Genomic DNA, 24,011 nt, shown 5'->3' with positions numbered 1-24,011 from the left:
GATCCGTTGTTCGCGCTTAGTTTCATTGACGCAGAAAACTGGAGATGATCCCATGGGTCAGCTCATTCGCGGAGATTTGCCAATCGGGTTCGTGTAAAAAACGCTCCTCGCCCAGATCAAATGCTTCGTACACAATTGAGACGGCCTCAGGGATTGGAACTTTCTTTGTGCTTTCGGAGTATTCAGAAAACCTAGCCGTTACATCCTGCCATAACTCATTTGCAATCCGGTTAGCGAGACCATAGTCCAACTCTTTATTGTGATAGAGTTCAGCCAGTGACCTAGCGAATTGATTGTACCATAGGGTTTCCAATTCTTCACCCTGCCAAGGTCCAAGGTCCGGTACAATAAATGGCAACTTCTCAATGCTTTCTACGTTTGAAATTAGAGATCGTAGTTCGTGCTTTGTCATCTGGTTCCTTTTTCGATATTACAGGGTTGGAGGGTTAAATCTGTAACGATCAAATGGAATATTGTGTCGGACAGAAGCCTCTTGTCCTCTCTAAGGCAGCACGAAGGATTTTGATACCACTTCCCCTTCCGTACGATATGTGCGAAATCCCATTGCTTCATAGTAGGATACTGCGTTTTCGTTAGTCTCTTTCATTGTTGCATCAATGAATTCCAACCCTGCATTCTGGGCGCATTTTAGCGTTTCTTCAAATAGCCGTCGCCCAACACCCAGTCGGGGAAGTGACAGATCGACATATGTGCCAATCACCCCCCATCCAGAAGGAACGCCATAGTCATTGTTTGGCCCGACCCTCTTCAATGACTGAAACCCAGCGATGCGATCGGTATCCAGTTGCGCCACCAAACAGGATATCTGGTCGGGGTGATCAATGTAGAATGACTTGATATGTTCAGGGGTGCCCGACCGAGAGCTTCGCCAGGTATGGAGAATCTCGGAGAGAAGACTACTCATCTGGTCAAGATCAGTGGCTGTGGCAGGTCGTATGATCATCATTTTCCCAAACTTGCATGTTTCCTAGCCTGTGCGGTTTCTGCAGTAACAATATCCAGAAAGGCGGGAAAATAGTTGAGTTCTTAGATTCAGGTATTGGGGCAATTTTTGATTGAACTGCCACCCAGGCTCCTCGTGTGGCTTTTATCTTGGTAGGCCCTTCTGAAACTAGAACGGCAACATTAATCTTTCCCTTCTTGGCTCTATGTAGATGCACTAGATGACGCCTCCAAGCAGCCACAAGGAACTCAAAAATTTAAGGTATTGTGCTAGCATCTGCGCATTTGCTCGATCGATAAACGAGATTGGTCCTTAACGGTTTCAATTACTGTAAAGGAATGAGTGTGAAGCACGCCTGGCAATCCGCTAATTTTTTCTCCAAGTACATCTCGAAGCTCGCTTACGTCCTTGGTTCGCAGTTGAAGCATAAAATCAAAATTGCCTGAGATCATCAGGCAGCATTCGATCTCTGGCATTGCACTAACAGCTGCCCGGAATTCCTTCAGTAGGGCGGAGGAGGTGCTTGTCATAGATACATGTACAACGGTCAGTTGCTTTAGGCCGAAATGGTGGGGGTCTACCTGCGCAGAATACCCTTGTATGAAGCCAGCGCGCTCCAGCCGTTTCACTCTTTCTGCACAAGGCGTCTTGGTGAGATTGACATGTTCAGCCAACTGAACAATCGAAATTCGACCTTCTTCCTGAAGCTTGTCCAGAATCATCATATCTATGTAGTCTATATTCCTGTCCATGTCGGTATTTTTACCTCTTTTAGACTGCATGCAAAGGCTTTTAGACCAACAATAATCCAAGAATAGGTCCAAAGACTAAGAAAAATGCCTACCTTGTTGGTCAACCGCGTAGTGACGAACTGTTGATGAATGGTTTTGGCTACGAGCAACCGCAATGAAAGCGAGGTACGACATGTCGATGAAGATTTTAGTAGGATTGGACGGGGAACAAGTTGGCGGCGCAGCGCTTGATCATGCCATTGAAATTGCCAAGCAAGTAAGAGGCTGCACGCTGCAGGTAGCCTACGTTATTGAATGGTCACCTTTCTCCTTTCAAACTGTGGAAGAAAACGAAAAACGCCATCAACGGCGCGAAGAAGAGATAGCTCTGGCCAAGGCCAAGATTGTGGAACCGGCTGTCAGCTACGTGAGTGAGCAAGGCATTGAGGCTGTTGGGACTGTGCGGCACGGAAACGTCGCAGATGTCTTGAACGCAATTGCTATCAAGGACGACGCCAGACTCATAGTAGTGAACCGTGCAGCAAAAAGGGGCGTCTCGGCGCGCATTTTTGGAAGCGTTACCGGCAATCTAGTCATGAGCGCCGCAGTTCCAGTCACTGTGGTTGGCCCAAAAAGTTGAAGCCGCGATGGATCCACTCTTTGAAGTTCCCATCGGACATACTCAAGACCATTGAACGCGATCACACTTAGAAAGACTGCGACATGAAATTGGACAGCACGGGTTTCGAAACAGTCTTGGCCGAGCATTATGACCTCGCGCCATCACCTGATGTCGCAGCGTCCATGGCTGACATCTACAAACGCATGAGCAGGGTCATCACCCCGCCTGATTGGGCCATCTTCGCGCCTTACATCAAGGCGATCAATGCGCTGAAGAAAGAGCGGAATGCCGTTATCCTGGGCCACAACTACATGACGCCCGAAATCTTCCACGGAGTGTCTGATTTCGTGGGTGACAGCCTGCAGCTGGCGATGAAGGCCAGTGAGGTTGAGGCGGACGTTATAGTGCAGGCAGGCGTGCATTTCATGGCCGAAACCTCGAAAATCCTGAGTCCTGAGAAAACCGTGCTGATGCCCGACATGGAGGCTGGCTGCTCACTGGCTGAGAGCATTACCGCCGAAGGTATTGAGGAGATGCGCGCCAAATACCCCGGCGCTCCGGTCGTGTCCTATGTGAACACAACGGCCGAAGTGAAAGCGGCTTCTGACATCTGCTGCACATCATCTAATGCGGTTCAGATTGTGAATGCGATGGACAGTGACACCGTCATCATGACGCCCGACCAGTATCTGGCGCAGAACGTGGCCAAAGAGGCCGACAAAAATGTGGTCTATTGGCCGGGGTCGTGCATCGTGCATGAACACTATACCGCCCAAGACCTGCGCGATTTCCGCGAGTGGAACCCGGGCACGCGTCTGATCGCTCACCCTGAATGCCCGCCTGACGTGGTGGCCGAGGCTGACTTCTCAGGCTCAACCAGCGGCATTTTGAAATATGTGACCGACGAGAAGCCTAAAAAAGCGATGCTGATCACCGAATGCTCGATGGCATCCAACATTGCCGATAACCTGCCCGAGGTCGACTTTGTCGGCCCCTGCAACATGTGCCCTTACATGAAGAAGATCACATTGGAAAAGATCCTTTACGTGCTGCACACGATGGAAGGTCAGGTCGAGGTGGATGCCGATGTGGCCGAAAAGGCGCGCAAATCTGTTCAGGCGATGATCGACCTGTCCAAGAAGCTGGGTCTCTGACCAACCATGAAACGCATCGTCACGGATCGCGTTGTTATCGTGGGGGCCGGGATGGGCGCGCTTTACGCCGCACTGAAACTGGCACCCCTGCCGGTGGTCATGATCTCGCCCGAGGTTCTCGGCGAAGGGGCCAGTTCGGTCTGGGCGCAAGGCGGAGTGGCAGCGGCGATCGACGCGGCGGACAGCCCGGAAAGCCACGCTGAAGACACGGTAAACGCTGGGGCTGGCACAGTCGATCCGAAAGTGGCGGACCTAGTAACGCGCAAGGCGCGCGACTACATCCTTGACCTCACCACCATGGGCACGCCTTTCGACCGGACCGAACAAGGCGATTTCGTGTTGTCGCGCGAAGCGGCCCACAGCTTTGCCCGTGTTGTCCGTGTCAAAGGCGATCAGGCTGGCGCGCAGATCATGGCGGTTCTCATTGAACAAGTGCGCTCCTGCCCCTCGATCCAGGTGCTGGAAGGCACCCTGGCAGTGGACTTGCAGGTGCATTCAGGGCGGGTGACTGGGGTCGCGATCCAGGCTACGGATCAGGAGCGATCGGCGCCGGTGATGCTGGAAAGCCTGGCCATGCTTCTGGCCGGTGGCGGGTCTGGCGGGCTTTATGCGCTGACCACCAACCCACCGCGCATTCGAGGACAGGTGATCGGTATGGCGGCCCGCGCAGGTGCGTTGATTTCGGATGCCGAATTTGTGCAATTCCACCCCACCGCTATGGATGTTGGCGAAGACCCGGCGCCCTTGGCAACCGAAGCCCTGCGCGGCGAAGGGGCGATCCTGATCAACAAACATGGCGACCGCTTCATGCAAGCGATCCACAAGGATGCCGAATTGGCCCCGCGTGATGTTGTGTCCCTTCGCTGGCCTGCTGGTATTGGGCTTCTGGTAGATCGGCATCAGCCCCATAAGGCGCATCAGCCGACGTATCCGCTTCTCGTTCACGAGGTGCCCGTCATTGCGCAGGTACCAGGTCATCTGGCGGACACCGAAGAACGGCGTCTCCAAGAACTGCTTATCAATCCGCCGCATCAGGCCCAGGTTCTGCTCCGTCTCGCCCTTGGGGGTGTAATAGAAGGACGAGCGTGCGATCGACAGTAGCTTGCACTGCTGTCCGATGGACAGTTGTGGGTGGTCAGACTCGATCATACCGCGCCTCACTTCCCGCCCCAAGGCTTCAGCTTTCGTTCCAAAAAAGAGTTGGCCACCGCCAGCTCCCCGATTTTGGCGTGCAGCTCCTTCACCTGCTCTTCGTCAAACTCGGGCTTCCTGCTGCCTCCGCGCTGGAACACCCCGGACGCGCCTTCGAGCAGGGCTCGCTTCCATTGATGGATCATCGTCGGATGCTCCCCAAATCGGCTCGCCAATTCGGCCGCCGTCTCCTCACCCTTCAGGGCTTCCAGCGCGACCTTCGCCTTGAACTCGGGTGCGTGCTGCTTCCGTTTCGACATCTCTGATCTCCTTCTCGTCGAAGATCAGCAGACTGCAATTCGTAGCTTATGTCAGTGTCCGAATTTCGGGGGGTAGCTCAGTCGGCTTGGTAGTCATCAACAATTGCCTTCAAAAACAGGTTGATATCAAAGGCTATTCGAAACTGCTCTAGCAGTCACCTTATACCAAGATGTGTGCCGATTGTTTTCTCTTTTCAGTAGTGTCTGTTCGGGTGACGTATCAAAGGCAGCTATCTGCGCAACTGCTGCCGCCTGTGCGCTTCGCAGCATTTGTCACTTTGGGCTGATTTCGTTGAAAAAGTCGTTGCTTTTGACATAGCGCGTTGAACTACAGCGCTGATTTTGTTGGCCGAGTGGTGCCTGGTCCTGTTTTTAGCCCGTGGTGGGCCTTATTGGCTTGAGTTTCGCCAGCTTCCGAAGGTTCTGGGCGGTTGCTGCGAGGGTAAATTCGTCTTGAACGCCGCATGGGCCTCGTAGTCGGAGCCGTCCGAGGCCGAGGATGCGTTTGAGATGTGCGAAGAGCATTTCGACCTTCTTGCGTCGCGCCTGAGCTTTCGGATTGAACTTGGAAGCGGTGCATTGGCGTGCAAAGTCTCTAACGACTTCGTACTTCTCGCGATGGACTGAACGCGTTTCGGCTTTGGGACAGCACTTTGCCTTCAACTCGCATCCTGAGCAGTCCGACTTCAATGGCCGATAGTTTCTAGCTTTCCAAACAGGCGCAATCCGCTTTGGATCAGAATAGGTCCGCCAAGTGTGCCGCATCTCCTTACCACCCGGGCAGATGTAGCGGTCGTTCTCATCGTCCCAGGTGAAGTCGGACCGCGAGAAGGTGCCGTCCTTGCGTTCGCCTTTGTCAAAGACCGGAATGAACGGCAGGATTTTTCGCTTCAGTGTCAACCAAACCAGATTATCGGCGGCACCATACTCGGTATCAGCTGCAATCCAATCCGGCTTCAGACCAAAGCGCTCTTCGGTACGGTCGAGCATCTTGCGCATTGCGCCCACTTCGGCGGTCTTGTTCGAACGGCTGGCGTCGACGTCCACGATGATCCCGTGGTCCGTGTCGATCAGGTAGTTGTCAGAATAGGCAAAGAACGCGGGGCCTTTACGCGCTGCCGTCCATTGGCTGGCAGGGTCAGCATGCGCGGTGAACTTGGGCTTGGCTGCAGTCGCGGCACCGAACGCCTCATCGCCCAGGGTGTCGAGGTACTCGCGCACAGCACGGGGCGCCTCTACGGGATCAATCTCACGGGCCGCCCAATCCTCGGGATTGCTCGAGTTCTGCTTCTGAACATCCGCGCTGATCAAACTGGCATCGACAGCGAAGCCCTGGCCGCCGACCAAGCCTTCTTCCATGCAGCGCGCGACGGTCGTTTCGAAGACATGGCGCAGCAGATCACTCTCCCTGAAGCGGCTGTGGCGGTTCTTGGAAAAGGTAGAGTGGTCCGGGATACGGTCGGTCAAATCGAGGCGGCAAAACCAGCGATAGGCCAGGTTTAGATGTACTTCTTCGCAGAGCCGCCGCTCGGAACGGATGCCAAAGCAGTATCCGACCAACAACATCCGGAGCAACAACTCAGGATCGATGGATGGGCGGCCAGTGTGGCTGTAGAAATCCGACAGGTGCGCGCGAACACTGCTGAGATCAATGAACCGATCAATAGACCGCAGCAGGTGATCTTGCGGGACATGATCTTCCAGCGAGAATTCATAGAACAAAGCCGCCTGCGCTTCCTGCTTCGGTCCCATCATCGCCAATCCTCCCGCCCGTGGAGAGAATTGAATCAGCCAATCAAGCCTCGATCAAGCAGGAGTTTTTCAACACAATCGGCTCTTCGATAGCTTTCGCCGCGTGACGAACGAATGGCAGTAACTAGATCAAGACGGCGAAAACGGTGGTTAGCGCCGGGGACAAAAACGTCTGAGTTTTGTCCATAATAGCGCCTGACATGAGTGCCAATTGCTTCATCCGCTCAACGCAGCGCCGTGTCGCTTGACGAGGTCACGAAGGAAATCAGCCACCACGCGAACGCGGCGGGACTGGGCGAGGTCGGACTGGGTTACGAGCCAGATCGACTGGTCGATCCCAAGGTCGGCATCGAGACAGATCAGATCATGGGGTCGAGCCAGGAAATGCGGCAGGACGGCCAGTCCGAGACCGCTCGCGCAAGCGGTGATCTGGGTCGCAAGCGAGGTCGTCCTGATTGCAGGCGCTCGGCCTTTGAGCACCCTTTCGATCCATTGAGCAGCAGGAAGACTGGCATAGGTGTCAGACCAGTCGATGAAATCGTCGGCGTCGAATGCGCTCGCATCCATAGCCTCGCTTCGCGCGGTGACATAACCGGGCGCACCGTATAGACCGTAGCCCAGTGTGCCCAATCGTTGCCGCGTGACGTTGCCGCGCTCCGGCTTCACCATGCGAAGCGCGATGTCGGCATCGCGACGGTGCAGATTGACCGTAGCAATGTCCGTCACGATCTCCAGGGTCAGTTGCGGATATTCTGCCCGGAGCCGCGCAAGCTCTGGCAGGATCAGGCCGGTCGCGAGGTTTTCCGCCGTGGCCAGCCGCACAGAGCCCGAAACAACCGCGTCCTGCCGCAGTCCGGAGGTAAGCGACAGGGCCGCCGCCTCCATCTCTTCCGCTCGTTCTACCAAGGCCGTGCCATCGTCAGTCAGCCTGTAACCCGATTGTTGGCGCAGGAAGAGCGGCTGGCCGACTGCCGCCTCCAGTCGTTCGATCCGTCGCGACACAGTGGCAAGTCCCAGTCCCATGTGCCCGGCCGCGCCGCTCAATGTGCCGACGCGCGCAACGGCCAAGAAAGCGCGGATGTCGTCCCAGACGAGGGTATCTGTCAGTCTCTTTCCGATTTTGGAAATCTCCTTACCCATATCAGCAGTGTTTATCGTTAATTGGAGATGCCACTTCTCACGTCAACAGACAAGGAAATCTGCAAAGGAGAGCGGCATGGAACATCGGACACTGGGAAAAGGCTTCGAGGTTTCGGCCATCGGCCTCGGTTGTATGGGGATGAGTGAGTTCTACGGCCCGCGCGACGATGAGATGTCGATGCGGGTGCTGTACGAGGCGATAGCTCTGGGCGTCGACTTTTTCGACACTGCCGACATGTATGGGCCGCACCACAACGAAGAGCTGATCGGTGCATTTTTGAGCCAATCAAAAGCTCGACCCAAGATCGCGACCAAGTTCGGAATCGTCCGCGCGCCTGGTGAATACCGGCGCAGCCTCGACAATAGTCCGGACTATGCGAGAGCGGCCTGCGAGGGATCGCTGAAGCGTCTCGGGGTGGAGCGAATCGACCTCTATTACGTCCACCGGATCGACCGGGACCAAGACATCGAGGAGACGATGGGCGGCCTTTCGCGGCTGGTCGAGGAAGGCAAGATCGACCGGATCGGTCTTTGCGAAGTCAGCGCCGCGACCTTGCGCCGCGCCCATGCCGTGCATCCTGTCACTGCCGTGCAGACCGAATATTCTCTCTGGTCGCGCGGGGTCGAAGCCGAGGTTCTGCCCGCCTGCCGTGAATTGGGTATCGGGTTCGTGCCGTATTCGCCGCTGGGGCGTGGGTTTCTCACCGGACGGTTTCAGGATGGAGCCGAGTTCGAGGATGGAGATTTCCGCGCCTCGTTGCCGCGATTCCAGACGGAGGCCATAGCCTCCAACAAGCACATCGCGGACCTGGTAGGCCGGATCGCCGCGCGCAATGGCTGCACTACGGCCCAGTTGTCGTTGGCGTGGCTGCTGGCACAGGGAGACGACATCGTTCCGATCCCTGGCACGAAGCGGATCGCCTACCTGCGCGACAACTCTGCTGCCGTGGACGTCAGCCTGAACGATGCGGACCTTCAGAAGATCGAACAGGGGCTTGCCGCCCTCCCGACATCCGGTGCCCGCTACACCGAAGAGGGCATGAAAGGGGTGGACGCATGAGCCGGTCCGCCGAACCGTTATCGCAGGCGATGGCCGCTGCGCGGGACAACCCGCGCTTTCACTACGCTTGTGCCAATGTCCGCATAGTGCGACAAAGTGCAGAAAATCCTTGCAGCAGAAGGTATAGCTTTGCCAAATAATCGGATTTCTTATCTACTTGTCCCTCCAAAACCAGAGGCTTTCGTAAAGCTGCGTTCTGACTGCGGGTGGGGCGAGATAAGCCGCGAAACAGCGACAGTAGCCTTGAAGCGAAGTGTTATTGATCTGTCGGTTTTTGAAGGGGACCGTCTCATTGGCATGGGGCGCGTCGTTGGGGATGGGGTGCTGTATTTCTACCTCCAAGATATCATCGTGCTACCGACCCATCGGAATCGTTCAATCGGGAGGCAAATCGTGTCAAAGCTCCTGGAAGAGTCATTGGCGCGCGCTGCGACCGGTGCGACGATTGGTTTAATGTCTGCGAAGGGTAAGGAGGCATTTTACCAGTACTTTGGGTTTCAACAGCGCCCCACTGACCAGTTAGGTGCAGGCATGACGCAATTCGTCTTGTGAACCGCGCCGAGTTTGCCGGAGGCTGATTTGTCTTAGTTATGCGGCCATGTCTGATCTTTCCAGTGAATGGGCACAGGTCTTCAGTGAAGGGCTCTGAAGGTGTAGACGCCCCCGCTGGCCTCGATGTGCCATTGTGGGTTTGCAAACAACCTGATTGGAGGCGTCTATGGAAGAGATTAGCATGATTGGCCTGGATTTGGCGAAGAACGTTTTCCAGGTGCACGGAGCAGATCACTCAGGTCACCCTATTCTGCGGAAGAAACTGCGCAGAGGTCAGGTCCTTGAGTTTTTTGCCACGCTGCCGAGATGCGTGGTTGCGATGGAGGCTTGCTCCAGCGCGCATTACTGGGGCCGGGAGATTGGTCGCCTTGGTCACGATGTCAGGCTCATCCCACCTGCGTATGTGAAACCGTTTGTGAAGCGGCAGAAAAACGATGCCGCTGATGCGGAGGCCATCTGTGAGGCTGCGAGCCGTCCCACCATGCGTTTTGTCCCCGTGAAAAGCGAGGAGACCCAGAGCGCAGCAATGGTGTTTCGGGCTCGGGAACTTCTGGTTCGGCAACGCACACAGCTGATCAATGCCCTGCGAGGCCACCTTGGAGAGCTGGGTCACGTGGCTCCGCAGGGGGCCCGCAACATTCGCAAGCTGGTCGATATGGTGGAAGATTGTGAGACCGCGTTACCGGAAGCGGCGCAGGCTTGCCTGAATGGGTTGATTGAAATGCTGACCCGGTTGAACAGCCAGATACGAGAACTGGATGCGGAGATAGCCCGCCGCGCGCGGAACAACGAAATGGCGCGCCGACTGATGACAGTGCCGGGTATCGGGCCGCTCATCGCCACTGCGTTGGTTGCCCTTGCGCCTCCGCCTGAATCGTTCCGTCGAGGGCGCGACTTCGCCGCCTGGCTCGGCCTTGTACCCCGGCAACATTCGACCGGTGGCAAGCAACGTCTCGGGGCGACGACAAAGATGGGAGAACGCTCGCTCAGGCGGTTATTGATCATCGGCACCAACAGCGTGGTTCTATGGCGAGCACGCAAGAAATCGGGAACAGATCCCTGGCTTGCCCGTATGATCGAGCGCAAACCACCTCTACTGGTTCGCGTCGCCCTGGCAAATAAGATGGCGCGAATTGTTTGGGCCATTATGACCAAAGGAGAAGTCTACCGGGCTCCGGTTGCGCTCGCCTAACACGCGTGCACAACTGTGAGACGGCGGAAACGGAAGAGGACTGAGGCGGTATGGCAACCGGATCGAAAGATCGGATCAGGAAAACCAGCTTGCAACAGAGTGCTTCGAGCACGTGGCTCTGAATTGGGCCTGATCTGCTAACACCATACGGGCCAGCGGCATGTCAATTCGCCGCGCTACAGGCCGAACACATGTCAGTACCCGAGCCGGGATTAAATGCCGACCAAAATTACCTCTTGCGTTTAGGGCGTCTACACATGTTGCACAAATCGGCTGATGGCCGGTGTTCCCCTTTCCCCGGACAGACTTATCCCACGGGCTCTGTGACAGGGATGCCGAGCGCAGTGTAGCCGTTCAGAACGGCGATACGGACCTGAAGCTCCGCGACCTGTCGGTCGAAGTCCCGCGCCATGAGGCGCTGCCCCAGCAGTTTCACGCAATGCATCTTCGTTTCGACGCGGCTTCGACGGTGGTATCCGCTCCATCGCCGCCAGAGGGCACGACCGAGGTATTTCGATGCCCGCAGTGCTTCGTTTCGTGCGACCGCGCCGGCGGTGACGGTCTTCCACGGTTTGGCGTTCTTGCGGGGCGGGATGACAGCGTGGGCGCCGCGGTCAGCGATTGCATCGTGGCATTTGCGGGTGTCGTAGGCACCGTCGGCAGTGACGCTGCTGATCTGCTCGTACGCGGGGATCTGGTTGAGCAGGTCGGGTAACACCGGCGCATCGCCGATATGGTTCCCTGTGATCTCTACGGCCCGAACCTCCAGCGTTTCCTCATCAATCCCCAAGTGGATCTTGCGCCAGACCCGCCGTTTGGAGCCACCATGCTTGCGGGCGTGCCACTCGCCTTCGCCCTCGACCTTGATGCCCGTGCTGTCGATCAGCAGGTGCAGTAGGCCCTTCGACCCGCGATACGGGATGTTTACGGCCAGGGTCTTCTGGCGGCGGGACAGCGTGCTGAAGTCAGGCACCGACCAGTCGATGCCGACCAGCCGCAGCAGGCTTTCGACGAAGCCTGTCGTCTGCCGAAGCGCCATGCCGAACAGCACCTTCATCGAAAGGCATGTCTGGATGGCGACATCGCTGTAGGTCTGCTGGCGGCCACGCCTGCCTGTCGGCGCGGCATCCCAGCTCATCTCAGGGTCAAACCAGATCGTCAGCGAGCCGCGGCGCTTGAGCGCTTCATTGTAGGCTGGCCAGTTCCTGGTCCTGTAGGTCGGGGGTGTAGGTCTGCTCATGCATCCCAGCTACCACGCTGGATTCATGAGATGAATCCCACACGGAATTTGTGCAACAGAGCCTATGCCGTCGAGAAATCCGTGCGCGGCCTGCCTGCTGAAGCCCGGCTTGCCGCCCGGTGCGCACTCTCCGCGCCGGTCATCGCGGCCTTCAGGCCCTGGCTCGAGGCGCAGCTGTCGCGCATTCCGCGTTCGTCCAAGCTTGCCGAGGACATCCACTACACCCTGACGCGTTGGCCCGGACTGACGCGGTTCCTGGAAGATGGCCGTCTGGAACTGGACACCAACCCGGTCGAGAACCAGATCAGGAAAATTGCTCTAACACGGAAAAATGCGCTCTTCGCCGGGCATGAGGTTGGTGCTGAAAACTGGGCATTGCTCGCCAGCCTGATCGCGAACTGCAAAATGTGCGACGTCGATCCGGTCAGCTACCTCTCCGACACGCTGCGCGCGTTGCTCGACGGTCATCCCAAAAGCCGCATCGACGACCTTATGCCCTGGAACTTCTCTCTCTCGTCAAGCCGCGCCGTGTAGCGGGGGCGCCGAAGCGCTTACACAAAACCTGGCAACTGCTCAGTTGCCACACTTGCTGAATTTGAGCTTCGTCGAAATGTAAGGGCCGTCTTCCTTAAACGGGATCGAGGAGGGGCATTCCCGTTTTGCCAGTCTTTGGTGAGACGGCCGCGTCCCAAAGTTTCCAGGGCCACAGTTGGCTCACGACCTCGATCAGAGTTTCAAAATGTTGGTCACCATTTCAGGACAACTGCGCCCGAGCTAGGATCATTTCGTTGTGCGGCTTGCCCGGTTTGATCATCGGAAAGACCTGTTCGTCTTTTGCAACACGACAATCAAACACAACTGGCCCATCATGCTCCAGCATCTCAATAATTGCCGCATCCAGCTGATCCGGGTCATCACAGCGAATTCCTTTAACGCCATAGGCTTCAGAGAACTTGACGAAATCCGGCAATGATCCTGACCAGGAGGTGTCGAAACAATTGCCGGTCGACATCTGTTGCAACTGATCGACCATGCCCAGACGACTGTTGTTCAGAATGAATTGCTTTACTGGCAATCTATATTGAACCGCCGTCCCCAATTCCTGCATGTTCATCATCCAGGATGCTTCACCCGCGACATTGATAACAAGACTTTCGGGGTGCGCCATCTGAACACCGATGGAGGCCGGAAAGCCATATCCCATGGTGCCCAACCCTCCGGATGTCATCCAGCGATTGGGGGCGTCGAATGTCATGTATTGTGCCGCCCACATCTGGTGCTGGCCAACCTCGGTGCAGATATACCGGTCAGCCTCACGGGTCAGGGCCTCCAGCCGAGACAGGGCAAACTGAGGCTTGATGGTCGGCCCCTGCTGGTCAAAGCCCAGACAGTTCAGCCCTTTCCACGCCGAAATCTGATCCCACCAATCCGACAATGCCTCTGTGTTGGTTCTCGCCCCACGCGCTTTCCAGACATTGAGGACAGCTGCCAGAACGGTGGCAACATCGCCCACGATCGGGATGTCCGTCTGGATGATCTTGTTAATTGACGTCGGATCGATGTCGATATGAACTTTTCGGGCGTGCGGTGCGAAGCTTGTGATTTCTCCTGTTACACGGTTGTCAAATCGCGCGCCAATATTGATCAGCAAATCGCAATCATGAACCGCCATGTTTGCCTCATAGAGGCCGTGCAATCCCAACATGCCCAGCCATTTCTGGCCAGAGCCGGGATAGGCGCCCAACCCCATCAGGGTGGATGTGATGGGAAACCCGGTCATCTCGACAAGCTGGCGCAATTCGCGCGATGCGGCGGGACCAGAGTTGATAACTCCGCCACCGGTGTAGAAAACCGGTCGTTTCGCGGTTTCGATCTCGCGCACAAGTGGTTCAACCATATCCAGGCTGATGCCCCCGGAGGTGCTCTTTCTTTTCGAACGGACTGGGTTAGCCCGCGCCGAGACGGTCCCAACCTGAACGTCTTTTGGGATTTCAATCAACACCGGGCCCGGCCGCCCGGTTGTTGCCACCTCAAAGGCGCTCCAAATAGTCTCTTCTACTTGGTCAGTCGCAGTGATTTGCCAGTTGTGCTTGGTGCAGGGGCGTGTGATTCCCATAGCGTCTGCTTCCTGGAAGGCATCTGTTCCAATCATGAATGTTGGCACCTGACCGCACAGAACCACAACGGGAATGCTGTCCATCATCGCATCGGCCAATCCAGTGACTGTGTTCGTCACGCCAGGGCCCGACGTTACCAAAACGACTCCCGGCTTACCTGTTGAGCGAGCATAGCCTACGGCTGCGTGCACCGCTGCCTGCTCGTGACGGACCAGGATGTGATCAATCTGGCTGTGACTGAAAATCTCGTCATAGATCGGCAGGACAGCGCCACCCGGATACCCGAATATCTTGTCAACACCGAGCTTGATCAAAGCGTCGACAATAACTCTCGCTCCGGTCAGGATGTTTCGGTCACAGTTGGAAACGCTGGGCGAGTCCAACTGCACTTTCTTGGTGCGCACTGGGCGTAAGCTTTCAGGGCGGATGTTCATGGCGGGAAACCTTCTATGTTCCCACATTATCCGCGGGCCGGTGCGGAACTTTCCTCTTTGCTTGAGATGATTTTCGGATTTTTCAGCAGAAAATGCTGTATAAGGGGAAAAATGAGGAATCTTCTGCGTTAGTTTCTCGCAGAATTAGAATTTGAGTAGGCGACGATGGACCTGGACAGCTTTGACATCAGAATCCTGGAGGAACTGCAACGCAACGCTAAGATTTCAAACGTGAATCTTGCATCCAAGGTCGGACTATCTGCATCGCCGTGCCTAGCCAGGGTCAAATCCTTGACCGAGTCAGGGTTGATAAAGCGTCATGTGACCTTGTTGGATCCTGTTAAGGTTGGATTGGACCTGAACGTGTTTATCCATGTCACGATGACTCGTCAGGATGACAAAGTCCTCGCCGCATTTGCCACTGCGGTTCGCGGTTGGAGAGAAGTCTTGGAATGTCATTTGATGACAGGGGATTCCGACTACCTGTTGCGGCTGGTAATGCGAGATGTAGACCACCTGAAAACATTTATACTTGAAAGGCTTACGCCATTTGAGGGGATCTCTAGTATTCGATCTTCGATTGCTCTCGATCAGATCAAATACGAGACTGCACTTCCGATATGACTGGGTAGCGTCTCATTTCGCAACTGGCGGCTACTGCTACACATGATGGAAAATCGGGGGAGCCCGATCCGCTTCCTTCGTATCCATCAGACGAAGATGCCATAATAGGTATTGATGATACCTAATATATGTGGCATCTGTGAAACCGCTAGGAAGGAGAGTTTCTCATGGATGGCGCACAGTCTCAGATGCCTCAGATGTTCGAAATTACCGCTGCAGAGATCCGCAAGCTGGTTGCAAGCTTCTATGCCCGGATCCGCAAACATGAAGAGCTGGGGCCCGTTTTCAACGCTGTCATTGGTGACTGGCCGGCACATGAGGCGAAGATTGAAGCCTTCTGGCGGGGCGCAATCCTGCGCGAGCCGGGCTATTTGGGCAATCCAATGCAAGTGCACTTGGCCAATGCGGCGATCAAGCCAGAGCATTTCCCGCTGTGGCTGGATTTGTTCCGGGATACCGCACATCGCGAGCTGAAACCGGAAACGGCCGCGGCATTTGCAAGCCTGGCCGACCGCATCGGCAAGGGGTTGTCCTACGGGATCGAGAACTTCCGCAAACCCGAGGGGGCGCCGCCCGTTCTGAGGTAACACCCCGGGTCGATTGCCGGGTGACTACTGCCAGGTGTTCTAGGGATCGAAACCGTCATTCTGTCAGGAACGGCGATAAGGAGAGGCGAAGATGACTGCTGGCGTCTATTCCAAGGCAAGGGTGATCCAGGAGGATCCGGGGCAGGTGGTGCAGCGCTGGCTGATCGCCGGATGGCGGGATCTGCGTGCAAACCCCGGATTTTCCCTTGGTTACGGGATCGCACTGGTTCTAGGGGGCTGGGCATTGATCTGGCTTCTATCAGCGAGCGGGACTGGCTGGATGCTGCTACCGCTGCTTGCGGGCGGGGTGCTGATCGGGCCGGTTGCCACGGTTGGGCTTTATGCGGTGGCGCGTGGCAAGCGGGAGGTGGCCTCGAAAGGGCAGATCGCGCTGGTGGGGGCCATCCTGATGATCTTTGCCCTGACCTGGATCCGGGCCGCCACGGTGCTGTTTGCCATTGTCTATGGGCTGCGCCCCTTTGCCGGTTTCACCGAAACGCTGCAACTGCTGCTCAGCACGCAGCAAGGCTGGGTGCTGATGGTGACGGGTTCGCTGACGGGCGGGCTGTTTGCGGCGCTCGGCTTTGCGGTCTCGGCCTTTTCGCTTCCGATGCTGGTGGACCGCGACATCGACGGTTTCTCGGCCATGGGGCTGAGCTTCAATGCGGCCACCCATAACTTCTGGCTCTGCGTCTGGTGGGGCGCTGCCATCACCTTTCTGACCGCCCTGGGCATTCTGACCGGGTTGTTGGGGCTTGCGATTGTCTTTCCGCTGCTTGGCTATGCTAGCTGGCATGCCTATGCGGATCTGTTCCATGGAGATGCATGAATGGCTGAGGCTCTTCCCAAGGGCGCGGTGCATTACGCCACCTCGCGTTTCACGCAGGACACCCTTCCAGAGAAACTACGCAAGGATCATTGCACCAAGGCAGGCGTCTGGGGCGTATTGGCGGTGCAAAGCGGTCGGCTGCTGTTCCGGCGGGAAGACAAGGCAGGGGTGATTGTTGAAACGGGCGGAACCGCCGTCTTTGCCCCGCAGGAAGTACATTCGGTCGAGGCGCTTGGCGTTGTGGCGTTCGAGATCCGGTTTCACCGGCAGGGGGTATCCGATGTCGCGTGATCTGGGCATTGAGGATGGTGTCATTTTCGGCGCTCTGTTTGCGGTGCTTCTGGGTGGGCTTGCCATCCTGGGCTGGGGCGTGCCGCTGGGCTATGTGCTGCATGGCTGGGTGATTGCGCTGGCCGCGGGCTGGGGCATCATGTGGATGCTGAACCGGGTCAGCGACGGACCGGGAGATGTGCCGTTAGAGTATAACGACAAGGTCATCCGCTACGGTGTCATTGCCGCCTTGATCTGGGGGATCATCGGTTTTGCTGTTGGTGACATTCTTGCCTGGCAGCTGGCCATTCCGTCGCTTAACCGCGACATGTCCTGGTCGAATTTCGGGCGGCTGCGGCCGGTGCATACTTCCGCCGTCATTTTTGGCTTTGGCGGCAACGCGCTGATTGCAACGTCCTTCTACGTGGTGCAGCGGACCTCGCGCGCGCGGCTGGCCAGCGAAACGCTGCCCTGGCTGGTGTTCTGGGGCTACAATCTGTTCCTGGTGGTGGCGGCCTCGGGCTACCCGCTGGGCATCACCCAGTCCAAGGAATACGCCGAACCGGAATGGTATGCGGACCTGCTGCTGCTGGTGGTTTGGGTCGGCTACCTGACCCTGTATCTGCGCACGCTGGCGCGGCGGGCTGAGCCGCATATCTATGTGGCCAACTGGTATTACCTTGCCTTCATCGTGGTGATTGCGATGCTGCACACGGTGAACAACCTGTCGGTACCGGTCTCGATCGCCTATCCCAAAAGCTACTCTCTGTTTGCCGGTACCCAGGATGCGATGACGCAGTGGTGGTACGGCCACAATGCGGTCGGCTTCCTGCTGACGGCCGGTTTCCTGGGGATGCTGTACTACTTCCTGCCCAAAGCGGTGAACCGGCCCGTTTACTCCTACCGGATGTCGATCGTCGGATTCTGGGGGATCACCTTCCTGTACCTGTGGGCCGGCTCGCACCACCTGCATTACACGGCGCTGCCGGATTGGGTTCAGTACCTTGGCATGACCATGTCGATCATCCTGCTGGTGCCCAGCTGGGCCTCGGTCTTCAACGGCATCCTTACGATCAACGGCGCCTGGGACAAGGTGCGCACTGACCCTGCCGTACGCTTCATGATGGTCGCCATTCTGTTCTATGGTCTCTCCACCTTTGAAGGTTCCTTTATGGCGATCCGCCCGGTGAACTCGCTGAGCCACTATACAGATTGGACCGTGGGCCATGTGCATGCGGGCGCCCTGGGCTGGGTGGCTTTCATCACCTTTGGCGCCATGTACAAGATGGTGCCCTGGGTCTGGAAACGCGAAGGCGTCTATTCGATGAAGCTGGAGGCCTGGCACTTCTGGCTCGCCCTGTCGGGCACGCTGATCTACGTCGGCGCGATGTGGAATAGCGGTATCACGCAGTCGCTGATGTGGCAGACCTATGACGGTGATGGCGCCTTCCTCTACTCCTTCCTCGACAGCGTGATTGAGATGCATCCCTACTACGTCGCCCGTGCGGTCGGCGGGCTGCTATACCTGATCGGTGCCTGTATCGGCGCCTATAACATCTATATGACCGTAAGCGGGCCGCGGAAATCCGAAACCCGGCAAACCGGGCCTTTGGCCCAGCCCGCGGAGTAACGCCCATGAGCACACGGCACCAAAAGCTTGAACGCCACTCGCTGGGCTTTGCCATTATGATCCTGCTGGTGGCCTCGATCGGCGGCATCGTTGAAATCGCACCGCTGTTCACCATTGAAAACACGGTGGAGGAGGTGGAGGGCATGCGGCCCTATACGCCGCTGGAACTGGCCGGGCGCGACATCTATGTGCGCGAGGGCTGTTATGCCTGCCACAGCCAGATGATCCGCACCTTGCGTTCGGATGTGGAGCGCTACGGCCATTACAGCCTGGCAGCAGAAAGCATGTATGACCACCCGTTCCAGTGGGGGTCGAAGCGCACCGGGCCGGATCTGGCCCGGATCGGCGGCAAATACTCCGACGACTGGCATGTGGCGCATCTGGAGGCGCCGCGTGAGCTGGTCCCCGGATCTGTGATGCCCGGCTATGCCTTCCTGTCCGAAAACCGGCTGTCGACCGGTCACCTGCCCGCCGCGTTGAAGGCGCTGAGCCGGGCAGGGGTGCCTTACACCGACGCCCAGATCGAAAATGCCGAAAAAGACGCGGATTGGCAGGCAGATTTCGAGCAGAACCACGAAGGCGAGCTGCAGGAGAGTTACGGCGTAAACGTCCAGGTGCGCGACTTTGACGGCCAGCCCGGGCGGCTGACGGAGATGGACGCGCTGGTGGCCTATCTGCAGATGTTGGGAACGCTTGTTGACTTTGACTCTTTGAATCCCGAGGAGGTGAACCGATGACCCATGATGCAGTTCTGGTTTTCTCCAAAACCTGGGGCGCTATCTACCTGCTGAGTGTGTTCCTAGCAGCCGTGGTCTGGGTCTACTGGCCCTCGCGGCGCCGGATGTATGACGATGCGGCGCAATCTCCGCTGGACGGGCGGGAGGACCAGCCATGGCTATAAGGGAAAAGGATCCGGTCTCTGGCACCGATCTGACTGGTCACGAGTGGGACGGGATCAAGGAACTGGACACACCGGTTCCTTGGGCGGCACGGTGGTCGCTGTGGGGCAGTATTGCTGTGGCGGCTGTGTTTTGGGTGTTCTACCCGTCTTTCCCTTCCGTGAAGGATTATGCCAAAGGGATGATTGGATATTCCTCAAGGGCTGAGGTCACCGCTTCGCTGAAGGAGGCGGAGGCACAGCGGGAGCAGGCGTTTGCTCCTTTTGAATCCGAAGACATTGCAGCTCTTGCAGATGATCCCTCGCTTAAGGCCCGCTATGGAGACGCCATTTCAAAACTCTATGCAGACAATTGCGCGGCCTGCCATACCGCCACTCTGACCGGGCAGGTCGGATTTCCGAACCTTGCAGACACCTATTGGCTGTGGTCAGGAGCCCCGGAAGAGATTGAATACACAATCCGCTATGGCATCAATGCGGCCCATGACGAAACGCGTAGCGCTCAGATGCTGGCCTTCGGGGCTGACGGGATGATCGAAAAGTCGCAGGTCAAGGAGGTGGTAGAGTTTGTTCTATCCTTGTCTGGGCTGGAACATGACGTGGCGGCTGCCGAGGCAGGCAGTGTGGTTTTTGAAGACAACTGCGCTGCTTGCCATGGCGAAGACGGCCGGGGTGGATATGAAAACGGGGCACCGGATTTGGGGGATGACCAATGGATCTACGGCAACAGCAGGGAAGACATCTATCGCAGCATCTATTATGGCCGCATGGGCGTTATGCCCGCCTGGGAAGGCCGCCTGAGCGATGCACAGATCCGGATGCTGACGCTGTATCTGCTGTGGAATGGTGAAGATGCACCAAGCTGAGGAGAATCCACGGTTCCGCCGGGCCATGTATCTGCTGATACTGGCCCTGCTGGCCGGTTACATTGGTTTCAAGGCGTGGCACCTGTCGGTAGCGTTTGAAGCCTGGAACGGTCAGCCGCTGGAAGGCGTGACGTTGGGCGCCGCCAAGTAATCCGCCTCCAAAATAGGTATTATAGTGGTGTATTAATGACTTCAGGCGGCTCCGCGCCCGGCCTCCAACGCGCGAATCAGGCTTTTCATTCCTCGGTTTCCGTCCAGGACATCCCGCAATGTCCTGCTGTCCAGCGCGGCAAAGAACGCCTCTTGCGCCTCGTTCAGAATTGGCAGCAACCCGCAGGCCGGGGTCATCACACAACAGCCGCCACCTTCTTTCATACATTCCACCAGCGGCGTTCCGCGCTCGGATTTACGCAGTAGCCCGCCGACGGAGATTGCGTCCGGTGGCAGCGCCAAACTCATGCCTCCATTGCGTCCGCGGACCGACGCAACATAACCCTCGTGGGTCAGCCACTGAGAAATCTTGGCCAAGTGGTTGAAAGGCAGCTTCTGCATCTCTGCAATTTCGCGGGTCGACATTAGCCTTTCCTCGTGCGTGGCGAGGTGGATCAGGATGCGAAGGGCGTAGTCTGAAAACTTTGAAATCTGCATAAGCATTCTTCCCACAAAAAACACGCACTGAAAATACGTATTTTATTGACAGGCGTTCTTGACCTCAATAATAGGTATCTAGAATGCCTATTTAAAGGGAGTGCGCATGCAGCTAGTTGTTCTTTTGATCTCTCTGATCCTGATGGTGGTGCTGTCAGCGATCTTTTATATCGCGGCCAAGGCTTCGCAGGGCGAAGCCCCTGGACCAAATGCCAACATCAAACGCACCGGATTGATCTGGGCAATGACGATCCTTGGCGTCATCGTCTCGGTTGGCTCTCTGCGCAGTTGGCCGCACGCGCTGGCCAGCACTGGCGACGCGCTGGAGGTGAATGTCAGCGGTGGCCAGTGGTGGTGGGATATCGACACCACGGAAATCCCGGTTGGCACGCCGGTCAATTTCAACGTGACCACCGAGGATGTGACCCATGGGATGGGCATCTATAACAGCGAGCTGACACTGCTGACCCAGGTCCAGGCGATCCCCGGTTACACCACCAAGATTACCTACACATTCACCGAACCGGGGAGCTACCGGGTTCTGTGCATGGAGTTCTGCGGAGTGGCCCATCACGATATGGTCAATGAATTTGAAGTTGTAGCGGTGGAGGGATAAATGAGCATTGTATCTGAACAAATAGTCGCAACGCCTGCCGCGGTTGAACCCCAGGCTGGAGTGGTCAAGCTCACGATGATCCTGTCGGGTGCGGTCTTTGCGCTGATGATGGTCCTCGGGCTGATCATGCGTGCCGCTCAGGGCCAGTGGATCGAGCTAGATCCGGCCCTGTTCTACCAGATCCTGACCGCACATGGCGCAGGTATGGTCGGCACCGCCACGCTCTCAGGGGCGGCCATCATGTGGTATTTCTGCGGTCGTCACGTCATGCTGACAGCAGGCATCTTCTGGGCCTTTCTCGGCTTGTTCCTGCTGGGCGTCGTGCTGGTCCTGGGCGCCATCTTCATCGGCGGCTATGGCGGTGCCTGGACCTTTCTGTTCCCGCTGCCCGCCCTGTCGGGTGGTGCCTGGGAAGTCGGCGCTGCCGCGGCTTTTATGCTGGGGTATGTGTCAATCGGTGTTGGCTTTCTACTCTACTATCTGGAGCTTGGCCGCCAGATCCATGCCCGTTACGGGAGCCTGGTGCGGGCTCTTGGCTGGAACCTGATTCTGGGACGCGAGGACAACAACCCGCCGCCTCCTACCATCGTAGCCGCCGCAGCCGTCACCATCTTTAATTCCATCGGCATTATCCTGGGGGCGGCCGTTCTGGTGGCCAGCCTGGTGCATCTGCTGGTGCCGGGGTTTGAGGTTGACGCGCTTTTGGCCAAGAACCTGATCTATTTCTTCGGCCACGTCTTCATCAACGCCTCGATCTATATGGCGGTGACCGCAGTTTACGAGATCCTGCCGGAATACACCGGGCGCCCGTGGGAATCGAACCGGGTGTTTGCTGTTGCCTGGAACGCGGTGCTGATCTTTGTGATGGCGGTCTACTGGCACCACCTGCTGCAGGATGTGGTGATGCCGCCCTGGATGCTGGTGGTGGGACAGCTGGTCTCTTACTTCAGCGGCATTCCCCTGATCGCGGTCACCGCCTTTTCCACCTTCCTCTACGTGCGCGGCTCCAAAATGACCTGGGATCTGGCCTCTTCGCTGCTGGTGCTGTCGGTTGCGGGCTGGTCGGTGGGGTCGATCCCGGCGTCGATTGACGGGATGATCAGCGTCAACAAGGTGATGCATAACACCATGTGGGTGCCGGGCCATTTCCACACCTATCTGCTGTTGGGCGAGGTAGCGATGGCCTTCGGCTTCATGGTCTGGCTGGTGCGCGGCAAGACGATCTCGCAAATGGGCGGGCTCGACCGTGCCGCTTTTGCCACCTATCTGGCGGGTGCTGCCGGTTTCGTGACGGTGTTCCTGTTCTCGGGCGCCGCCTCGATCCCGCGCCGCTGGGCGGTGCATTACGAGGAATGGCTGACCCATGACCGTATCGGCACCCTGTTTGGCGCGCTGGTGGTTCTGGGAACGCTGATCTTTGTGCTGCGATTTGTGGCGCGCCTGGGCCAGAGCAGCAACTGATGCTGACGCGCGCCTTTCCATCATGTCTTGCCGCCCTGATCGGCGGCGCGATCCTGTGGCACGCCACGGACGGGGCGCGCGCCTTCACAAGTGAAACGGCCCGGCGGCTGGATGTCGCCCGCTTGCCCCGTCCGGTGCCTGAGCTTACGCTGGAGGATATGGCAGGCCACAGTGTGCCGCTGACACCGCAACAGGGCGAAGTGGTGCTGGTCGAATTCATTTACACGGTTTGCGGAGACATCTGTCAGATCGCCGCTGCGGATCTGGCAGAGGTCCGGGACCGATTGCAGGCGAAGGGTGTCAAGGCCCGGCTGATTTCCATCAGTTTTGACCCGGAGCGTGACACGCCAGAGCAGATGGCCATCTATGGCGACGCACATGGCGCAGACGGGGATATCTGGACTGTCGCGCGACCCAACCAACGGGACCTTGAAAGCCTGCTGAAGGTGTTTGACGTCATCGTTATCCCTGACGAATGGGGAGGATATCAGCACAACGCCGCAATTCACGTCATCGACGCTGGCGGGAGGTTTTCGGCGGTATTCGATACGGATGCGGTCGAAGCGGTGACAGCTTTTACGATTAGAGCCGCATCATGAGGAAATCACGCCTGAATAGTTCCGGTGTGCCGCTGCTGGCGATGGCCGAAGCCATTGCGATGCGCGGCAGTGCGGTCGAAAGCCCGATACAGCATGTGCTGGTACAGATGCCACTTTTGGTGCTGGCGGGCGTGCTACTGAGCTGGGATCTGCGGGTGCGGCGGGAACTGGCAGTGCCGCTCCTGTTTACTGCGCTCACGGTCTTTTTGTTCTGGATTCTGCCGCGCAATGTAGACTGGGCGCTGACGCCCACAGGCGAATTGGCTAAGTATATCACCTTGCCATTGTTGATTGGATTGCCCCTGCGGCTGTCGTGGCCCTGGCTGGGTCCGATCCTGTGCGGATTTCTCAAGGCCAATGCGCTGTCGATGCAGGGGGTCTTGGGGTTCCTTTACACCCATGCGCCGGTGAGGATCTGCAACTCCTACCTGGTCTCTGCCCAGCAGGATCTGGGCTTCGCCTTCCTCTATCTCGCCGTGGCTCTGGCCTGCCTTTGGGCCATCCCGGTTTTATTCGGACATCTGCGCTGGCTGCCGCTGAGCACTAACGGATGCACCAAATGTGGAGCTTGAAG

Annotated in this window: 28 protein-coding genes and 2 pseudogenes; 20 read left to right on the top strand and 10 right to left on the bottom strand. The window is 57.3% G+C overall.

The window, feature by feature from the left end:
* Window positions 1-22: 22 nt before the first annotated feature.
* The 3 genes from ACR0M9_RS09460 to ACR0M9_RS09450 form a co-directional block, all read right to left on the bottom strand.
* Window positions 23-412 (bottom strand): hypothetical protein, encoded by a 390-nt coding sequence (locus ACR0M9_RS09460; RefSeq protein WP_480546764.1) that lies wholly within the window; start codon window positions 410-412, stop codon window positions 23-25.
* A 90-nt stretch (window positions 413-502) separates the two neighbouring features.
* Window positions 503-925, bottom strand: a complete 423-nt coding sequence (locus ACR0M9_RS09455; protein WP_480546766.1) for an N-acetyltransferase family protein — start codon at window positions 923-925, stop codon at window positions 503-505.
* A 308-nt stretch (window positions 926-1,233) separates the two neighbouring features.
* The gene (locus ACR0M9_RS09450; protein WP_480546768.1) at window positions 1,234-1,746 is read right to left on the bottom strand and encodes an Lrp/AsnC ligand binding domain-containing protein; all 513 of its coding nucleotides are present in this window, start codon (window positions 1,744-1,746) and stop codon (window positions 1,234-1,236) included.
* A 142-nt stretch (window positions 1,747-1,888) separates the two neighbouring features.
* Between ACR0M9_RS09450 and ACR0M9_RS09445 the strand changes: the two genes are divergently transcribed.
* From ACR0M9_RS09445 to ACR0M9_RS09435, 3 genes and pseudogenes are all read left to right on the top strand, one after another.
* The gene (locus tag ACR0M9_RS09445) at window positions 1,889-2,335 is read left to right on the top strand and encodes a universal stress protein (protein WP_480546770.1); all 447 of its coding nucleotides are present in this window, start codon (window positions 1,889-1,891) and stop codon (window positions 2,333-2,335) included.
* An 83-nt stretch (window positions 2,336-2,418) separates the two neighbouring features.
* Window positions 2,419-3,471, top strand: coding sequence for a quinolinate synthase NadA (nadA, locus tag ACR0M9_RS09440; RefSeq protein WP_480773419.1), 1,053 nt, complete (start codon window positions 2,419-2,421; stop codon window positions 3,469-3,471).
* 6 nt (window positions 3,472-3,477) lie between these two features.
* A pseudogene (locus tag ACR0M9_RS09435) lies at window positions 3,478-4,329 on the top strand (FAD-binding protein); the annotation flags it as partial.
* A gap of 84 nt (window positions 4,330-4,413) precedes the next feature.
* Here ACR0M9_RS09435 and ACR0M9_RS09430 read toward each other — a convergent pair.
* From ACR0M9_RS09430 to ACR0M9_RS09415, 4 genes and pseudogenes are all read right to left on the bottom strand, one after another.
* Window positions 4,414-4,503, bottom strand: a pseudogene (locus ACR0M9_RS09430) (hypothetical protein); the annotation flags it as partial.
* Window positions 4,504-4,628: 125 nt separating this feature from the next.
* Entirely contained in the window at window positions 4,629-4,922 is a 294-nt protein-coding gene (locus ACR0M9_RS09425; protein WP_480773418.1) for a transposase, read from the bottom strand.
* A 372-nt stretch (window positions 4,923-5,294) separates the two neighbouring features.
* Window positions 5,295-6,677 carry a transposase gene (locus ACR0M9_RS09420; protein ID WP_480546776.1) on the bottom strand — a complete coding sequence of 461 codons (1,383 nt, stop codon included), beginning with the start codon at window positions 6,675-6,677 and terminating at the stop codon, window positions 5,295-5,297.
* 213 nt (window positions 6,678-6,890) lie between these two features.
* Window positions 6,891-7,814, bottom strand: a complete 924-nt coding sequence (locus ACR0M9_RS09415) for a LysR family transcriptional regulator (RefSeq protein WP_480546778.1) — start codon at window positions 7,812-7,814, stop codon at window positions 6,891-6,893.
* Between the two features lie 76 nt (window positions 7,815-7,890).
* On the opposite strand from ACR0M9_RS09415, the gene ACR0M9_RS09410 reads away from it, so the two are divergent.
* The 3 genes from ACR0M9_RS09410 (at window position 7,891) to ACR0M9_RS09400 (ending at window position 10,618) form a co-directional block, all read left to right on the top strand.
* Complete coding sequence (locus ACR0M9_RS09410) at window positions 7,891-8,874, top strand: aldo/keto reductase (protein WP_480773417.1); 984 nt, start codon at window positions 7,891-7,893, stop codon at window positions 8,872-8,874.
* Window positions 8,875-8,970: 96 nt separating this feature from the next.
* Complete coding sequence (locus tag ACR0M9_RS09405; RefSeq protein WP_480546782.1) at window positions 8,971-9,426, top strand: GNAT family N-acetyltransferase; 456 nt, start codon at window positions 8,971-8,973, stop codon at window positions 9,424-9,426.
* Between the two features lie 166 nt (window positions 9,427-9,592).
* Window positions 9,593-10,618 (top strand): IS110 family RNA-guided transposase, encoded by a 1,026-nt coding sequence (locus tag ACR0M9_RS09400; RefSeq protein ID WP_480773416.1) that lies wholly within the window; start codon window positions 9,593-9,595, stop codon window positions 10,616-10,618.
* 307 nt (window positions 10,619-10,925) lie between these two features.
* Here the strand turns inward: ACR0M9_RS09400 and ACR0M9_RS09395 are convergent, their stop codons facing one another.
* Complete coding sequence (locus tag ACR0M9_RS09395; RefSeq protein ID WP_480773415.1) at window positions 10,926-11,858, bottom strand: IS5 family transposase; 933 nt, start codon at window positions 11,856-11,858, stop codon at window positions 10,926-10,928.
* Between the two features lie 30 nt (window positions 11,859-11,888).
* On the opposite strand from ACR0M9_RS09395, the gene ACR0M9_RS09390 reads away from it, so the two are divergent.
* A complete protein-coding gene (locus tag ACR0M9_RS09390; RefSeq protein WP_480546786.1) occupies window positions 11,889-12,392 on the top strand; it encodes an IS66 family transposase in 504 nt (167 codons plus the stop codon).
* Between the two features lie 220 nt (window positions 12,393-12,612).
* On the opposite strand, the gene ilvB is transcribed toward ACR0M9_RS09390, so the two are convergent.
* Window positions 12,613-14,409 (bottom strand): biosynthetic-type acetolactate synthase large subunit, encoded by a 1,797-nt coding sequence (gene ilvB / locus ACR0M9_RS09385; protein WP_480773414.1) that lies wholly within the window; start codon window positions 14,407-14,409, stop codon window positions 12,613-12,615.
* 165 nt (window positions 14,410-14,574) lie between these two features.
* Here ilvB and ACR0M9_RS09380 point away from each other — a divergent pair, with 165 nt between their 5' ends.
* The 9 genes from ACR0M9_RS09380 to ACR0M9_RS09340 all read left to right on the top strand — a co-directional run bounded on the left by ACR0M9_RS09380 (window position 14,575) and on the right by ACR0M9_RS09340 (window position 20,264).
* Entirely contained in the window at window positions 14,575-15,033 is a 459-nt protein-coding gene (locus ACR0M9_RS09380; protein ID WP_480546790.1) for an Lrp/AsnC family transcriptional regulator, read from the top strand.
* A gap of 167 nt (window positions 15,034-15,200) precedes the next feature.
* Entirely contained in the window at window positions 15,201-15,620 is a 420-nt protein-coding gene (locus ACR0M9_RS09375; protein WP_480546792.1) for a group III truncated hemoglobin, read from the top strand.
* A gap of 91 nt (window positions 15,621-15,711) precedes the next feature.
* Window positions 15,712-16,449 (top strand): DUF2189 domain-containing protein, encoded by a 738-nt coding sequence (locus ACR0M9_RS09370; RefSeq protein WP_480773413.1) that lies wholly within the window; start codon window positions 15,712-15,714, stop codon window positions 16,447-16,449.
* On the top strand, window positions 16,450-16,740 hold the full coding sequence (locus ACR0M9_RS09365) for a TehB family protein (protein ID WP_480546796.1): 291 nt from the start codon (window positions 16,450-16,452) through the stop codon (window positions 16,738-16,740).
* A complete protein-coding gene (ccoN, locus tag ACR0M9_RS09360; RefSeq protein WP_480546798.1) occupies window positions 16,730-18,349 on the top strand; it encodes a cytochrome-c oxidase, cbb3-type subunit I in 1,620 nt (539 codons plus the stop codon). The genes ACR0M9_RS09365 and ccoN overlap by 11 nt, the downstream gene beginning before the upstream one ends.
* A 5-nt stretch (window positions 18,350-18,354) precedes the next feature.
* The gene (gene ccoO, locus ACR0M9_RS09355) at window positions 18,355-19,086 is read left to right on the top strand and encodes a cytochrome-c oxidase, cbb3-type subunit II (protein ID WP_480546800.1); all 732 of its coding nucleotides are present in this window, start codon (window positions 18,355-18,357) and stop codon (window positions 19,084-19,086) included.
* On the top strand, window positions 19,083-19,250 hold the full coding sequence (locus tag ACR0M9_RS09350) for a cbb3-type cytochrome c oxidase subunit 3 (protein WP_480546802.1): 168 nt from the start codon (window positions 19,083-19,085) through the stop codon (window positions 19,248-19,250). Before ccoO ends, ACR0M9_RS09350 begins: the two co-directional genes overlap by 4 nt.
* The gene (gene ccoP / locus ACR0M9_RS09345; protein WP_480546804.1) at window positions 19,241-20,113 is read left to right on the top strand and encodes a cytochrome-c oxidase, cbb3-type subunit III; all 873 of its coding nucleotides are present in this window, start codon (window positions 19,241-19,243) and stop codon (window positions 20,111-20,113) included. The genes ACR0M9_RS09350 and ccoP overlap by 10 nt, the downstream gene beginning before the upstream one ends.
* Window positions 20,100-20,264, top strand: a complete 165-nt coding sequence (locus ACR0M9_RS09340) for a hypothetical protein (protein WP_480546806.1) — start codon at window positions 20,100-20,102, stop codon at window positions 20,262-20,264. Before ccoP ends, ACR0M9_RS09340 begins: the two co-directional genes overlap by 14 nt.
* A 41-nt stretch (window positions 20,265-20,305) precedes the next feature.
* Here the strand turns inward: ACR0M9_RS09340 and ACR0M9_RS09335 are convergent, their stop codons facing one another.
* Window positions 20,306-20,761, bottom strand: coding sequence for an RrF2 family transcriptional regulator (locus ACR0M9_RS09335; protein WP_480546808.1), 456 nt, complete (start codon window positions 20,759-20,761; stop codon window positions 20,306-20,308).
* A gap of 106 nt (window positions 20,762-20,867) precedes the next feature.
* Here ACR0M9_RS09335 and ACR0M9_RS09330 point away from each other — a divergent pair, with 106 nt between their 5' ends.
* The 4 genes from ACR0M9_RS09330 to ACR0M9_RS09315 are packed head-to-tail and all read left to right on the top strand — an operon-like array spanning window position 20,868 to window position 24,009.
* On the top strand, window positions 20,868-21,377 hold the full coding sequence (locus ACR0M9_RS09330; RefSeq protein WP_480546810.1) for a cupredoxin domain-containing protein: 510 nt from the start codon (window positions 20,868-20,870) through the stop codon (window positions 21,375-21,377).
* The gene (locus ACR0M9_RS09325) at window positions 21,378-22,838 is read left to right on the top strand and encodes a cbb3-type cytochrome c oxidase subunit I (RefSeq protein WP_480546812.1); all 1,461 of its coding nucleotides are present in this window, start codon (window positions 21,378-21,380) and stop codon (window positions 22,836-22,838) included.
* Window positions 22,838-23,437 (top strand): SCO family protein, encoded by a 600-nt coding sequence (locus ACR0M9_RS09320; RefSeq protein WP_480546814.1) that lies wholly within the window; start codon window positions 22,838-22,840, stop codon window positions 23,435-23,437. The genes ACR0M9_RS09325 and ACR0M9_RS09320 overlap by 1 nt, the downstream gene beginning before the upstream one ends.
* Window positions 23,434-24,009, top strand: a complete 576-nt coding sequence (locus tag ACR0M9_RS09315; protein ID WP_480546816.1) for a hypothetical protein — start codon at window positions 23,434-23,436, stop codon at window positions 24,007-24,009. Before ACR0M9_RS09320 ends, ACR0M9_RS09315 begins: the two co-directional genes overlap by 4 nt.
* Window positions 24,010-24,011: the final 2 nt, after the last annotated feature.

It is taken from the genome of Ruegeria sp. CH2 (assembly GCF_056537065.1).
Note: the sequence above shows the minus strand (reverse complement) of the source record. Positions and strands in the feature narration are given on the sequence as shown.